This window comes from Aliiglaciecola sp. 3_MG-2023, assembly GCF_030548205.1.
Taxonomy (GTDB): Bacteria; Pseudomonadota; Gammaproteobacteria; order Enterobacterales; family Alteromonadaceae; genus Aliiglaciecola.
The window spans coordinates 36,463-52,138 of sequence record NZ_JAUORV010000010.1; the positions used below are offsets into that span (position 1 = coordinate 36,463).

The window sequence follows — 15,676 nt, forward strand, 5'->3', positions numbered from 1 at the left end:
TCTGCCAATTTTCTTCGTCAATAAGCTAATCTACAGCCAGCCCAGCGTCACTGGCTTTGTCTAACTCTTCATCCAGACGTTTAGCTTCATCCGCTCTAGGTTTTGTAAATCTTGCCAAGCCTAAATAGAGTACAGGGGTAAGATAAAGCGTAAACACCACTGCTATCCCAAGGCCACCAAATACAACCCAGCCAATGGCATTACGCGCTTCAGCACCAGCTCCTGAGGATAAAATAAGCGGAAGTCCACCTAAGATAGTAGAGACTAACGTCATCATAATAGGCCGCAATCTCACTTTACCTGCTTCGATAATCGCTTGATAGACAGAGTAGCCTTGGTCTCGCATTTGATCTGCAAATTCCACCAGCAAAATACTATTTTTAGCCAATAAGCCAATTAACATAACTAAACCTATTTGCGAATATATATTAATGGAAATACCCGTGATGTATAAGGCAAACAAGGCTGCAGCGATACCGAAAGGCACAGTTAAAATAACCACTATTGCACTATTCACACTTTCAAACTGCGCCGCCAGCACCAATAGAACAATGATGAATGCCAACACATAGGTCATCAGCACTTGTTGAGAGGTCTCTTCAAACGTTTTTGCTTCACCAAGAAAAACTAAGCCTATTCCAGGTGGCAGAGATTCTTGAGCTAATTGACGAATGTTATTCACTGATGTTTGCATCGAAGCATCATCAATCAACTCTAATTCCAATTTAATTGAGCGACGTTGGGCGTGACGCTCAAGTTCAGATGCCACTCCTTCCTCGGTAATATAGGCGAGGCTAGATAAAGGCACTAAGCCACCATTATTTGAGGATACGTAGAGATTGGTGAGATCCGAAGGATTAGCCAAATTAGCATTGGAGGCCTGCAAAATAATTGGAATGGCTTGATCACCCACATTCAAATCTGCGATGTCTTCGCCGTTTATTGCCGCTCTTAGGGTAGTGGATATATCTGAAAATGACACCCCTAGCTCTTCAGCTCGTCGCCTATCTATATTCACTCGTAATTGCGGCTGAGTAGGCTGATAGGAAATTTGTATGTCGCCAAATCCTGAAAGTTGCTGTTCGATTTTTGCTTTAAAATCGAGGGCAACCTGATAAATTTCAGTATATTCTTCACCGGTTAAAGCCAGTTCTAAACCACCACCTTGGCCACGTAAGTTAAGGCTATTCGAGCCAAAAGCTCGACCAGGAGCACCAGGAATCGATCCCACTTCTTTCTGTAATTGTTCAATAATTTGCTGTTGAGATTGACTACGCTCATCCCAGGGCACTAAAGGCGCAGTAATAAATACAATATTAGGATCCCACTGTCCCACCACTGTATAGATTGACTTAACTTCTCCTTCTTCAACATATGGCAGCAATGCATTTTCCATTTTCATGGCTTGGCGATCCATAAAATTCACCCCGACACCATCAGGGCCTCGGGCAAAAATACGCACGTTGCCACGATCTTCACTGGGCAACAATTCATTATCTAATGATTGATATAAATAACCGGCGTATGCTCCGGCTGCCAATGATAGTAACAAAATTAACCAACCGTATTTCAAGCTCCAGGCTAGGCTTCGCTCATAACCCCGGCCACACCATTGTCCGAAGTTACCCAAAAAGTGCTTACTGTTTTGTTTAATCGGCAGACGTGCAGTCAATGCCGGCACAAGTGACAGCGCCACAAAGGAGGAAATAATCACAGAACTGGCGAGGACTCCGCCAAATTCACGGAATAAACGTCCTGCGGTTGATGGCAAAAATGCGATGGGAATGAACACTGCAGCCAATACAGCCGTTGTTGCCACTACCGCAAAAAACACCTCGCGACTACCAATAACGGCAGCTGCCCTCGCGCCCAGGCCTAAAGATCGACGGCGTTGAATATTTTCTGACACCACAATGGCATCATCAACAATCAAGCCCGTGGCCAATACTAAGGCTAGCAAGGTAAGTATATTTATGGAAAAGCCCAGCATCCACATCACTGCCAAGCCACCAACTAATGAAACCGGAATAGCAAATGCGGGTACTATGGTTGCCCGGCCGGAACCAATAAACACCCACAGGGTCAACACCACCAAAGCAATGGTGAACGTTAGAGAGGTAATAACCTCTTCTACTGAGCCACGTATGAACTCAGCATCGTCAGAGGTAACCACGATATTGAGTTCAGGAAATCGCAGCTGCTGTTGCTTGACCATATTTAGCACTTCATTGGAAATCTCGATTGTGTTTGAACTAGCTTGTCGTAACACGCCTAATCCAATCACGGGAGTACCGTCTAAGCGCACCAAACTTTGCGCATCTGCGGGCCCAAAATACACGCTTGCCACGTCTGCCACACGGGTATCGCCACGGATAACGATATTTTCAACTTGATCGGTGGTCACCGAAGTCGCGTCTGCTCTAACAATAAGGGTTTGATCCGTTGACCTTAGACTGCCAGCGGGAACATCGAAAGGGGCGAGTCTTAGGGCATCGGCAACATCGGTAACAGATAACCCAAAGCTGGTTAATCGTAAGGGATCAATTGTTACCCGTAAAACCCGTTCTCGATCACCATTGAGCCGCACATCTGCCACACCAGGAATACTCAGAAACATAGGAGCCAAGTCGGTTTCAACCATCTCCGTCATGGCTTCCATACTCATGTTTTCACTGGATACAGCTAAACTGACTACCGCTTGAGCGTCGTTATCGGCTTTAATAATGGAAAGTCGTTCAACTTCATCAGGTAATTCCCGTTGGACTCGGCTAATGGCTTCTCGCGTTTCATTGGCAGCATCTTCTAAATTAATTCCAGGACGAAACTCCACAACCGTACGAGAATTGCCTTCTTCACTTTGTGCGCGGATAGAATCAACACCACTCACCCGCGCGATTGCGCCTTCTAAACGACTAGTGACTTCCCGATCCACGGTTTCTGGCGATCCCCCTGGATAACTTGCCGACACTGTCAGTCTTGGGCGGTCAACATCGGGTAATTCGCGAACTTCCAAACCACTTAGCGCCGCAATACCAGCAATTATGATGAGTAAATTGATTACCACAATAAGTACAGGTCTGCGCACAGACAAAGATGGTAAGTCTTGTTGATGATGGGAAGAAGTCGTCATTATTCGCTCTCCACTGTACGGACTTCAACAGCCTGTCCTGGTCTCAATCGTTGAATGCCTTCTACAATCAATTGCTCACCTTCGCTGATATCTCCTTCAACTAAAAGATAACCGCGCATACGTTGTTTAATTTGCACTTCTATTTTCTGAGCTTTACCGTCGACCATCTTCCAAATATAGGCTCCGGTTGCTCCCCATGATAGTCCAGACTCAGGAATAATGGGAAAAGTTTGTCCCAGCACACTGATATTGACACGAAAGCTCATTCCCGGGCGGTATTTATCCTGTTGATTATCGAGAATAGCGCGCGCCAAAATAGTACGGTCAGAGTCACTTATTCTTGAATCTAGCTGAGCAATTTTGGCATCCAGGGTAACATCACGGTGCGTCCACGGCTGTACTGTAACTGAACTGTTTTGCCCAAGCGTGCTGGCAGCAGACTCAGGGGCGCGAAAATTGATAAATAACTGACTTCTATCATCTAAAGTGGTAATCAGAGTTTGTTCCGTAATACGGTCTCCCACTTCCACATCGGTAAGCCCAACATACCCGGTAAAAGGTGCGATGACCCTTCTATCTTGCAGTTCAATCTCTGCATCAATGACATCCATTTTAGCCAGCTCTTTGGCCGTTGATGCTACATCTAAAGCACTTTCAGTAACCGCCCCTTTACTACGACTTTGCTCCAATCGCTGTAAATTTCGAGTGGCATCTGCAAGTTGAATTTTGGCTCTTTGTAAAGCGGCTTTTTGACGACGAGAGTCGAGCTCTAACAACACCTGGCCTTGAGTGACTTTTTGACCAGGTACAAAATTAACTGACACTACTTTGTCGGCAGTGGCAGGAAAGATATCTACTGACTTGACCGCTTCGGCAGATCCCACCGCTTCTACGGACGACTTTTGCGAGTCTAAATGCACTCTTTCAACAATTACCTCAGTTGGGCCCTTTGCTCCAAACTGCTGGCCACTTGCAGAAAAGCTAAGCAGGTTTGTGCAAAGTAAAATAGCAGGCAACAGCAATGTAATGATGTATTTCATCCGTTTATTCACCATAAAAAGTTTTGAAGTGTTACGAAGCCAACGACGATTTTGATTTAAATTTCCTCAAAAAAGCAAAAATTGTTTTGGCTCCATTAAAATTAGGGTTTTATTTCTGTCTAGCTTTCACTGCTAATGTATAAGAACTCGCAGTGATTAATGGGATGTCATGAAAACATTACAGATTGTTAAATACAACTGTGCACAACGTAAATAAAAGGCGCTGGTCGTATTAATTCACACAACAATCGGATGCGGGATTATTTCTCGGTCAAAAAGCTGCGAATAGATTCTTTATAATTTCGGCTGACTTTGATGCGTTCAGCACCACCTTGTAGTTGCAGAAAAAACTCACCTTTGGTGTGTGGAATCACTTTTTCAATGAAATTGAGATTCACAATAGTGGAGCGGTGAACTCGTTTAAACACCGAATCATCAAGCTCCTCTAACAATTCTTTGAGGGTGATACGCTTAATATGGGTTTCTCCTTCGGCATGCAAGCAGACGTAATCTCCTGCGGCATCTATCCACTCAATATCGGTTTGTTTGAGTAAGGTGATTTCATCTCGCTCCTTGATCACAATTTTACGATCTAAATTGCTGTTAACATGACTAAGTGGCAATTCTTCATCTTGCTGTAAGGAGTGTTCCTTGCGGCTAATGGTATCAATAGCACCAATGATGGGTGGTTTATAATCGGTTGGCTCATTCGTTGCCATTCGATCCTGAGCCCGTTCAATCGCCCTTTGGATCCTTTCCAAGTCTATGGGTTTAAGAATGTAATCAACAGCGTGCACATCAAACGCATCTAACGCGTATTGTTCATATGCAGTAGTAAAAACAATTAAGGGCACAAGCTCACTTTGCAGGTTTTTCACTACATCAAAACCATTTAAACCAGGCATTTGGATATCCAAAAAAACCAGATCAGGGTTTAAATCCATAATTAGCTCTATGGCCTGACGGCCATTTTTACCTTCACCGATAATTTCTACTTGTGGTATTTGTTGTAGTTTTGCTCTAAGCACATTCAAAGCTAAGGGTTCATCATCAACGATAATCGCGCTAATTTTGTTCATACAATTTGTTCCTTGCTGTACGTACTCTCTACTTTATCCGCTAGATTGTATTCACAAGGAATATTGATAATGGTTTTCATGCCACCAGAGGTGAGCAACTTAATCTCCATTGAGTAATCATCTGAATAAAGTGCTTTTAGACGTTCGTCTGTATTGCGCAATCCGACTCCTCGCCCTTGAGCGCTTTGTAACTTACTTTTCGGGATTTTAGTCCCCGAACCTGTATCACTCAAACCCAAAATAAGCCGGTTATTCTCGACAAAGGCTCTAAACTCAATTGTGCCACCGGCTTCACTTTGGGCAATTGCATGTTTCATTGAGTTTTCAATAATGGGCTGCAACAAAAGACTGGGCAACAAAGCTCCTTTTGCTTGCGGTGTAATTTGAAAATCTAAATTTAAACGATCTTCAAAGCGGGTTTTTTCAATTTCTAAGTATAGATTCAACGCATTAACTTCAGTTTCCAGAGGAATTTTAGTATCTGGATTATTGTCCAACGAGTAACGTAAAAACTTACTCAGTTGTATGGTCATTTTTTGTGCCTTAACTGTTTCATTACTCTCAACTAATGAGTTGATGGCATTTAAGGTGTTACATAAAAAGTGCGGATTGAGTTGATATCGAAGCATCTTTAACTGCGCATCTCTGGCCACATTCTGGGCTTTCATACGCTTTAGTTGTTCTTCTTTAGCCTCAGACTCGGCTTGTAACAATATTTTATGCTCGGTTTGTAATAATTCATAATAACGTATTCCGTGAAACAAACCGGCCCAACAAAGAAAAATAAAGATACTAGCAAAGTGCCAGCCGCCGAACTGGCTCCACTCTGTACCCTCACCCGTAAGAGAAATAAACGCGTAAACACGAGCGAGTGTCCAAATAAAGGACACTATCATGATAGTGAAGAAACCGATTAATGCTCGAAAACGTGTGCTTTTGTCCCAAATGTGCATGAAAACCCAATACAGCACCAACGACAAAACCAACCCTAGTAAGGCTTGCAGTAAAATATGTAAGATGTGAGGCCAGGAGAATGGACCGTACCAAAGGGTCAGTACAGCAAAGCTCATAATACTGACAAATAACCAAAACCCAACTTGCCATAACCAGAAATTTCGCGTGGGCTGATTGGCTATAAAACGTTGGGTAAAGTCAGATTGTTTTTGAAACATAATAAGCCCTGCTACGCAAAGACGGAATTTTACACCTTGACTAATTTATCTGCCACTTTTGCAGTCCGCCCTACCGCAATAGCGAACCACTTTACCGTAAATTCACCTTTAAAAGTAAAAAATAAGTTAACGTAAATTAACAATTTAATTATTATCCGTTGTTTAGTACTACTTAACCCAGCCTTCAAACCAGAGCCTACTTTATGTCACAACACTCAGAATTTTCACTTTTCCATGTTGCTTTTATTTCCGTCATTGCTGCTTTAGGTGGGTTTTTAATGGGCTTTGATGCGTCGGTCATTTCTGGGGTAGTGAAGTTTATCGAACCTGAATTTGGCTTAACTAAGTTACAGTTAGGTTGGGCCGTTGCCTCGCTTACTTTGACCGCTACTTTCGCGATGATGGTTGCTGGCCCACTAGGAGATAAGTTTGGTCGAAAAGCCCTATTAAAAGCCGCCGCTTTGCTATTTTTAATTTCCGCGGTAATGTCGGCCATTGCCCCCAATTTTTTAGTATTAGTGCTCGCTAGAATGATAGGTGGCTTTGGCGTAGGGGCGGCATTGATCATCGCTCCTATGTATATTGCTGAAATTGCCCCTGCGAAATATCGAGGGCGTCTGGTATCACTGAATCAACTGAATATTGTAGTCGGGATCTCCGCAGCGTTTTTTACTAACTACTTAATTTTGCAACTCGGCGCATCTACCACACCGGAACAAGACAACTGGAATATTCAGCAGTGGAATTGGCGCTGGATGCTAGGCTTAGAGGCTATCCCTGCATTGCTATACTTTTTTTGTTTGAATTTTGTTCCTGAAAGCCCAAGGTGGTTAATCTTCCAACAAAGAACGTCTGAAGCCAAACAGGTTTTGGCTAAAACCGTACCTGCAGCAGAATTAAAAGAAACCCTAGACAACCTAGAAGCAGGTATACAACACAGTAGCTCGCAACAACAAGGTTCATTTTTAGCACTACTTAAACCGAATATGCGATTGGTAATGATAGTCGGTATATCCATCGCTATTTTACAGCAAATAACGGGAATTAATGCGGTATTTTTCTACGCCCCTATGATCTTCGAGCAAAGTGGGTTTGGTACTGACGCTTCCTTTATGCAAGCAGTATTAGTTGGATTAACCAATCTATTATTTACGGTTTTAGCTATTTTACTGATAGATAAAATTGGACGCAAAGCCTTGTTGCTATTCGGCGTTTCAGGTATCGCCATTTGTATGGCATTGATGGCTTTTCAATTTGGACAGGCTAGTTATCAATTGGATGCGAATTCATTATCCGAGGTTCCGCTAGAAATTAGTCTGCAAAGCCAACAAGTGCTGACCGAAACCACCTATGAGGACGATTTGCAGTTTAAGCAGGCTTTAGTCACTCATTTAGGCAAAGAACAAGCACTAATCTATGAATCTGAACTCATAGCAGCATCAATTCAAGTAAACCAGAAGTGGGTACTCATCAGTTTACTCGGGTTTGTAGCTTGCTTTGCTATTTCTCTTGGGCCCGTCATGTGGGTGTTATTTTCAGAGCTCTTCCCCAACCGAATTCGTGGTATCGCTATTTCCTTTGTGGGGTTAATTAATTCTGCCGTAAGCTTCTTAGTGCAGCTAGTATTTCCGTGGGAATTAGCTACCTTAGGGGCAACCTTCACTTTTGCTTTCTACGCTGTATTTGCACTGCTTGGCTTAGCCATTATTATGATTTACTTACCGGAAACCAAAGGCAAATCGCTAGAACAGTTGGAAAAGATTTTAGTTCGCTAGCATCCGAGTGCATTAGCAAACATGCCTTATTTCAAATAGTAAGCGAATTATAGAGACAAAAATTTAGTTTCAAGAAATGTAATTTTCATGTAGTTTAATCAGTAAAAAAATGCACTGATTAAACGACAAGGAGTTAGGTTGAAACAGCTAATTATAATTTTTCTGACATTTATCACTTACGGCTGCGTAAATACACCGCCAACGGCAAGTGAAGAGGCCTATTTGCAAGCACATGATCTATGGAAAGCACAAAACGAACGACTATATCCAGAGTTTTCTGAACACTTAAATAGCTACACACCACAAATAGAAGAACTCTATTCCAATGCCCAGAAGTGCGCTAAGAATAATGTAAAGCTTGTTTTTACCATTGATGAACATGGTAATGCGCTGCAAGCATGGAGCACCAAAGATCCCAAAACCACCCAATGTCTTTTGGACTTTGCTAAACAAATTGAATTTTATGCGCCTCCTGAAGCACCACTCTTTCTTGCGGTAAAAATGGAGATTGATTCCTATCAAAACCCATTTCCCCATGTTTTTGGTCAGTATAACTAACCGATTAAATGATAGTGGCTGGTCGCACCTTTCATATTTTAATGGAAAAATCGATGAAAAAATTGATTCTCATTTTTGTAATTAGCGCTTTTCTGAATGGATGCGCTACTTATGAAATCAATTCAACCCATTTAGACAATAGCCAACCACTTGCCCAAAATCATGGTGTTGTCGCGCTTCAAGTCATCAACAACACAGCTCGGTTAGCTCCATTACACCCAGGATGGACCGAAGTTATCGCAATCAGAATGGACAATCACGAGCAAATTAAACAGGCCGCAATAGAAGAGGCAAAAGCCAAAGCCGCAGCCAAAAACAAAGCATTCAATGCCGATGAAGTGGAGTGGGATCCTGAAGCTTATACCTTTTCACCCAACTCCCAGGGTGTGGTTGATAGCCAATTATTCGCAGGCAGCATGCCAGAAGGGGAATACTTAATCGCGTCGCTTTATAGTTTCTATTCAGACGGCAATATGAGCTCTTGGTTAACTATGCCAGTATATGCCTCTGCGGGTACCTTTAAGGTAAAGGCCGGAGAGTTCACAAATCTAGGCAGTTTGGTTTTTCAACCTTTACTGAATATTAAAGAAACGTCTTTTTGGAGCAATCGTTCTTCGAGCAAAGCCTACGTTACTCGTATTAGTGAAGCAGAAAATCTTCAAGACTTTATTATTGAACATTTTCCCAATTTGGCTAGCAGTGTTAATTTCAATCAATCCTTAGGTTGGGAAGATGATAAATTCGTGGAATTGCGTAATAAATTGAGTGCCCTTTCACGCAATAACGCCTATGGCAGCCAAGCTCTTATTTTGCAAGAGCATAACAAACGAGCCGTGGCCGCTAAGTTTGGCCAATTGCACGTTGTTAATAGCGATGATAGTTGGACGCAAATTGATTTACCCACCAATGGGCAACTTACCAGTGTTTTAGAGTTAGACGGCAAAATATTAGTTGGCTCAGAGCGCGGTCAAGTCTTTATCAGTGATAGCTTACAGGGAGATTGGACTGCAACACAGCCCGTTTCTGCAGCGGAGTCAATTATTTGGTTTGGTAAGGCGGAAGAGACTTTATTCGCGGCCACGGCTTCAGCAAAAAGTCATTTTTTCTACACTATCAATAAAGACGATTTATCTTGGCAGCGCATAGGTAACTTTGAGCGTAAGAACCCGAATGATTTTTGGGTTCAAAATGGGGGGCTGTTTCCTATTTTGACCGCTAACGGCCAATTGAGAGTACTTAACGATAATAAACTCTACGACTTTACCATCGAATCAAAACAGTGGACTAGCGTGAAGTCCTCACCCATGGTGCAGGTATCGCAGCTAGCAAATGGTGTATTGGTTGGCTTAGAGGTGAGTCAATGGGATGGTGTAGGCGATCAAGCGGTTAGCTTTGACTACGGACAAAGTTGGACATCTCTCAGCCGCAGTTTAAAAGCATTTGGCGACAATACCACTGATCGCTCGTTGCCCATTGTGTTAGGTGATAAGACCCTCATCACCCTTGGCCGAGTCGATAAAACCGTGAAACAACTACAAATTATCAGTACAACAACCAATGGTGAAGATGTTTCAAGAAAAGACTGGATCATGCGCGGCACAGCTAAACCCGATTGTGAAATAGCATTGCCCAAATTAACCAATGGGCAGCGTATTTACTTCTTGTGTGATCAAGGACAAATTGTAAGTACCGACGATTTTGGCCAAACATGGAAGACTAACGTAGAAATGGATATAGCAGCGATGCAAGCTGAATATGAAAGTTTGCTGGACGCATTAAAACAACAAGATGAAAAAGAACCACAAGAACCGGAGCAATAATTTACAAGAATAAATGGTTATCTAGCTCAAGGCTTACCTTAACAACATAACTAACACCACTGTATATAATTTGACTATATACAGTGGTGAACCTAGCTTTACGCAAACAGTTGTCCTTGTGTAACCGTTAATTCGATTTTACGAATTTGCCCACTGCGGTCAAAAAGCATCTGACTTTGTTGTTTAGATAGGGCGTTTTGTTGCAAGGTTTCAACTTTTCCACTCACATAATGAATGCTTATCTCACCTTGCCCTTGCTGCTTTAATAAATAAACCACTGGCACCTGACACCAAGTAAAGGCTAAGCTATTTTCAGGAAGAGACAATTTTTGCCACTGACCGTCTACATCCAAATAGGTAAACTCCGTTGTAGTTGTCGAAAATTCTTGGCTACGAAGCAGAGCAGGATTAAAACTCACCTTAGCGTCGAATACCTGCAAACCGAACTCAGCAAAACGCGTGAGGACTTCTTCTTTTACCTGGCCAGTCATGCCGGGTTGCTGAGCACCGGCATGCTTTGGCGTATGTGAATAGGGGTCAGTAGGAAAAGCACCATACTCTTCAGGGGTTTTATTGAAACCAATCCCTTTTCTAACCTGATAGTACAATTCACCTAAGCGCTGAATTATCCGGTCACTCTGTTTGTCTTGTATTGCCTGGAAAAACTGCTCTTGCACGGCAAGCAATAACTTCGACACCATATGCCAATAAATACTCCCTAGTCCCTCAAAACCAAACATGCCGCCAGATCTGCCGGTAAAGGCGCTATGATTAAACACTTCTTCATAAACCCGTAAAATGAGCGCCTTCTCAGCCCTAAGTTGCTCGCCATATTCGGCAACTAAAGTATCAATTAAATGGGCAACGTCATTAGCATTCTTAAGATCGGCACTAAATCGCTGTAATCCTCTACTATCTTGCAGTATCAAACGTTCATCACTATTGGCTAGCATTTGCTGGCAAACAATGGATTGGTCCAATGCACCTTTAGGGAGGGTATTTTTATTTAGGAATCGTTGTTGTTGCCTATCAGGGTATAACATGAAGGTGTTTTGATCCGGACGATATACATCAGATGCAAATAACGCCTCTAATACATTTATCGCTTCTTCTCCTTTTATCGCGCCGCTACTAAGGGCTGCAACCTGCCCTTCTAGCATTGAATAGAGGTGATCAACCTCACAGCTTTGTGGTGTTAATTTTAAAATATTATAGGCATGATATAACCCACTTTCAGTGCGGTTAGATTGAATACTATAGTCAACCGCCACCAAAGCATCGTCAATGAGCTCATTGATACGCCCTATCACTTGTGTGGTTTTTCCCGTGTAACCTTCAGCTTGATAAACTCGCTTGCGATAAGCTTCACCTGCTAAACCTAGGCGCTGCATCATATGGAAACGTGCTTTGTTTGATACCGCCCCCTTAGATATTTGCTGCGCCACTTCACATAACGCTTCGCAAGTGTCTAGTAACCATTGGTTCACCTCCAATGACAGTTCAAAATCTTGCTGTTGCTCGGCAATCAACGACTTAAAGAAATGCAAATAACGACGAATATAGTAAAGGGTGACCATAGATAGCCCCTGGCCGACTAAAGCATTGTTCGCATCATTCCATTCTGGTCGCTGGGTATTAAGCCAAATTCCACCATCAATCACTAAATTGCTGAGCTTAGATAACAACGGAACCAATAGCTTTTCTAATAGGTTTACTTGGTATACTTCTCCTTCTTTAGTTAACACTAACTTACCGTCAGCGCCCATATGATTAACTCGTTGCGCTATTTTCTCAGCTAACTCCTCATCGTAAGAAACCGTATCTTTTGCATTGGCGAGTAAAGCCTCAAAGTGTTTGATCCGATAAGGTACATTGGCATAACTGAATAGATCGGCACGTAAAAGCTGATTCAGTTTCTGTGGATGAAATTGTTTGGAAAGTTCTAACATTTTCAGCAAATAGATTATTTGATGATCTCCCCAATAACCAATGTAACTCCAAGGATCATCCGGTTCTTCGACTTCCCAATCAATGCCCTGCTTGGTAATGCGATAAGGGTTATAGCCATCCATTGTTGATGCATTTAAAAACTTGGCGATCACGCTTTCAATAAATTGTGGGTAACTAAAAGTGAGAGCTTCCCAGTTTTGGAAAATGTCACGCCAATTACCTTGATAGGAAAGCAGTGGGTTACCTTGATTGTCTTTCAGGTTAATGGCAAATTGGTTCCAGGGGCGACTAGGATCACCGTGCCTACGACCGAAGGTAATAGGTAAATATTCAAACGCTAACCTTTGTAACTGCTTATCTCCCTGCTGACTCACATCAGCTAATAAATCTTGCACAGAGAATTTGTCATCTAAGGCAGTTAGGAAGTTTTGATTGGTTTGATAAACAGTTTGATTGAAGGTTTTGACAGTTTTAACAAAGTCATCTTTAGAAATTAAGTACTGCTCATTGAAAATACCGCCACGCAATACATTAAACAGTGTATTTGCGTAATGATGCACAGCCACTTCTTCTTCATTGGTCTGCTGTAAACCATCACTACTTGCCATTATTCTTAAAAGGGCATCACTGCCTGCAGCAATTGAAGCTATTAACTTACCTTCGACTAAATTGGGGCTGTCTAATTCTTCCAATAGTGCCGTAATTTGCTTTTGATCTTGTTCCACATTTGCCACTAACATCCAGCTTTTGTGTTCACTCGGTCCCAAGTCAAATTGACTATTAACTAAATAAGCACCACGGATTCCTCGGCAGTAAGACTCAGTTTCCACCTGTTTCCGATTATTGAAAGATCTTATTTGCTGTTCTGAAAGCAAAATGTTTTGTATCTCTAAACCTACGCAAAATACCACATTGGCGCGCAGCGATTCGCTAGGCTCCGCTCTGTCAGTAATCCCTGAGTATAATGTAAAAATGCCAGTACCAGTCTGTTCGTCCAGCTCATTGAACTTATAGGCATCCACTAAATTGCTCGACTGAGATTGCGTATAGCGCGGCGTGCCAGCAGGTAAAATATTCAGAAACCCATCGAGTATTTCAATATTCGCCGTCTGTTGTGCGCAGTTTTCTATTTCTGCGGTACGACAGAATCCATACTCTTCGCTGGTTGCCCAGGTATATCGAAATACCATTTGTAAGCTATGGTTGATCTCTTCAAAACGGAGTTTATTACCTAGGGTATTTTTATATAAATTACGGGTGAGTAAATACGAATGTTCACGTAAATAATTGAACGGTTCCCACTCGTACTCCTGACCATCCATAGCGACTTTCAGTAGTGTTTTACACCCCGTGTGATGGCTACTTTCATGAATTTTGTCAACGGTGACATATGGAAATAATGCCGTTTCGGGAGACACCCGCCCAGCCGTTAGCCCACCGGTTGATGAAACGAAAAGCCAATGGTCGCTATCAGAAATCAAGCTAATAAAAAAAGCCGGCATCTGATCAACGTTTTCAATTTTGTAGAATCGTTCATTACCCAAATCAACGAATGAACCTTCAATCTTTTGCTTTGTCGTGTTTTTCATAATCTTTAACTGCTTTGTTAAGTAAATTGCGAACCGGTGTTACCACCCATGTTTATTTTGTTGAATTGTTTGCTTAGTGTTTAAGTTGATAAATTCGAACGTAATCAACTTCCATTTTGACGGGAAAAATACTGTCGTCTATTGGCCCACCAGCTCTGCCCCAGCCACCACCTATGGCAAGGTTTAAAATGATGTGATAGGGATGATCGAAAGGCCATGCTTGCCAGCCTTCCCCTTGATTTGCATAGTAAAAATAAGGAGTGCCGTTGTATGCAATGAGGATATGCTCAGGCCCCCATTCCATTGAGTAAACTTGAAATTGCTCATTCACTTCTGAGCCTACATCGACACTCGCTTTTCGCTGTTCCCAATTTACCCAATAGTAAGCTTTATTATGAACTGTTCCATGGATGTTGTGAGGGTCGTAACCAACGTATTCCATTATGTCTATTTCACCGGAATTCGGCCAAGCGTCACATTCATGATTACCTTGCCATTCACTATCAGAACGGCATGTGGTTGCATATTTGAAGGCATCGCTAGGGAGCATCCAAATGGCAGGCCAAGTACCTTGACCAGCTGGAATGCGGGCACGAATTTCAGCCTTGCCATATAAAAAGTCCCCTTTGCCTTTGGAATGGATTCGCCCAGATGTATATTCTGCATTTGCAAACTTTTCTTGATGGGCTTCAATGATCAAAACCCCGTCTTCAACTCGCACATTTTCTGGTCGTTTAGTGTAAGTCTGATCTTCATCATTCACTTTTCTAGCGGGCCAAATGTCATAGTTCCACTTTTGTTCATCTGGTGCGCCCGAGTAATCAAACTCATCACTCCAAGTTAATTGCCAGTTCTGCTTATCTCCTTGTTTACTGCGGACTATAATGGCGTGTAAAACTGGCTCATTGTTAACCCCTGTCAGCTGAATATTTAATTCACCGTCTTGTACCTCTATATTGGTAAGAGTGCGCACCAGTGCCGACAATTTTTTACCATCTCTGGCCACTGTTATGTCCAAGTTTTCAATTTGCTTTTGCCCTTCGATTATAACGTTGAAGAGTCTGTCGGCTGCGCGCAAATCTGAAGGCTCAGCGAATTTTAAGGTGATATCGTAGATCCCTTGCTTCAGTGCTATGGGTAGGTTCATATTTCCCTGGCGATAAGTTTCGAATAACCTAGGATCTTGAGTTCCTTTTATTCCTTTCGACTGCCCTTGGTTGTTTCCAATTTGAAACTCATCTGCCTGATAACGAATACCGTCTTGCCCAAGATACTCTGCACCGCCAACATTGATGGCAAGAACAACTGAAGCTGAAAAAGCAGTGGGAACGGCTTTAGGCTGCAAAGGTTTGATTTTATATTGGGATGTTTGAGGGTTTTCACAGCCTGTGCTTATCCATAAAAAAGACACTGACACACACAAAATGACAAACCTAAATAAGTATTCACTTTTCATACACAAACCTTGTGGAAATTAAGTAATTTCATTAACAATTTGTTGCTAACTTTATGCGAACTCTCACTGCATGCAACGCAAACAGGATAAAGCGGACTAGCGAGGCG

9 protein-coding genes are annotated in these 15,676 nt (G+C 42.4%); 3 read left to right on the plus strand and 6 right to left on the minus strand.

Translation table 11 applies throughout. The annotated features are described in order from the left end of the window. Window positions 1–25: 25 nt before the first annotated feature. From Q4574_RS12625 to Q4574_RS12640, 4 genes are all read right to left on the minus strand, one after another. Entirely contained in the window at window positions 26–3,130 is a 3,105-nt protein-coding gene (locus tag Q4574_RS12625) for an efflux RND transporter permease subunit (RefSeq protein ID WP_303474496.1), read from the minus strand. Beyond that, window positions 3,130–4,170, minus strand: a complete 1,041-nt coding sequence (locus Q4574_RS12630) for an efflux RND transporter periplasmic adaptor subunit (protein ID WP_303474497.1) — start codon at window positions 4,168–4,170, stop codon at window positions 3,130–3,132. Before Q4574_RS12630 ends, Q4574_RS12625 begins: the two co-directional genes overlap by 1 nt. Before the next feature lie 260 nt (window positions 4,171–4,430). After that, complete coding sequence (locus Q4574_RS12635; protein ID WP_303474498.1) at window positions 4,431–5,249, minus strand: LytTR family DNA-binding domain-containing protein; 819 nt, start codon at window positions 5,247–5,249, stop codon at window positions 4,431–4,433. Further along, complete coding sequence (locus Q4574_RS12640) at window positions 5,246–6,421, minus strand: sensor histidine kinase (protein ID WP_303474499.1); 1,176 nt, start codon at window positions 6,419–6,421, stop codon at window positions 5,246–5,248. The genes Q4574_RS12635 and Q4574_RS12640 overlap by 4 nt, the downstream gene beginning before the upstream one ends. Before the next feature lie 203 nt (window positions 6,422–6,624). On the opposite strand from Q4574_RS12640, the gene Q4574_RS12645 reads away from it, so the two are divergent. The 3 genes from Q4574_RS12645 to Q4574_RS12655 all read left to right on the plus strand — a co-directional run bounded on the left by Q4574_RS12645 (window position 6,625) and on the right by Q4574_RS12655 (window position 10,574). Further along, complete coding sequence (locus Q4574_RS12645) at window positions 6,625–8,196, plus strand: sugar porter family MFS transporter (protein ID WP_303474500.1); 1,572 nt, start codon at window positions 6,625–6,627, stop codon at window positions 8,194–8,196. Window positions 8,197–8,334: 138 nt separating this feature from the next. After that, window positions 8,335–8,754 (plus strand): hypothetical protein, encoded by a 420-nt coding sequence (locus Q4574_RS12650; protein WP_303474501.1) that lies wholly within the window; start codon window positions 8,335–8,337, stop codon window positions 8,752–8,754. 53 nt (window positions 8,755–8,807) lie between these two features. Beyond that, window positions 8,808–10,574, plus strand: a complete 1,767-nt coding sequence (locus Q4574_RS12655; RefSeq protein WP_303474502.1) for a hypothetical protein — start codon at window positions 8,808–8,810, stop codon at window positions 10,572–10,574. Between the two features lie 98 nt (window positions 10,575–10,672). On the opposite strand, the gene Q4574_RS12660 is transcribed toward Q4574_RS12655, so the two are convergent. Beyond that, entirely contained in the window at window positions 10,673–14,113 is a 3,441-nt protein-coding gene (locus Q4574_RS12660) for a hypothetical protein (RefSeq protein ID WP_303474503.1), read from the minus strand. Window positions 14,114–14,186: 73 nt separating this feature from the next. Next, window positions 14,187–15,569, minus strand: coding sequence for a malectin domain-containing carbohydrate-binding protein (locus tag Q4574_RS12665; protein WP_303474504.1), 1,383 nt, complete (start codon window positions 15,567–15,569; stop codon window positions 14,187–14,189). Between the last annotated feature and the right edge of the window lie 107 nt (window positions 15,570–15,676).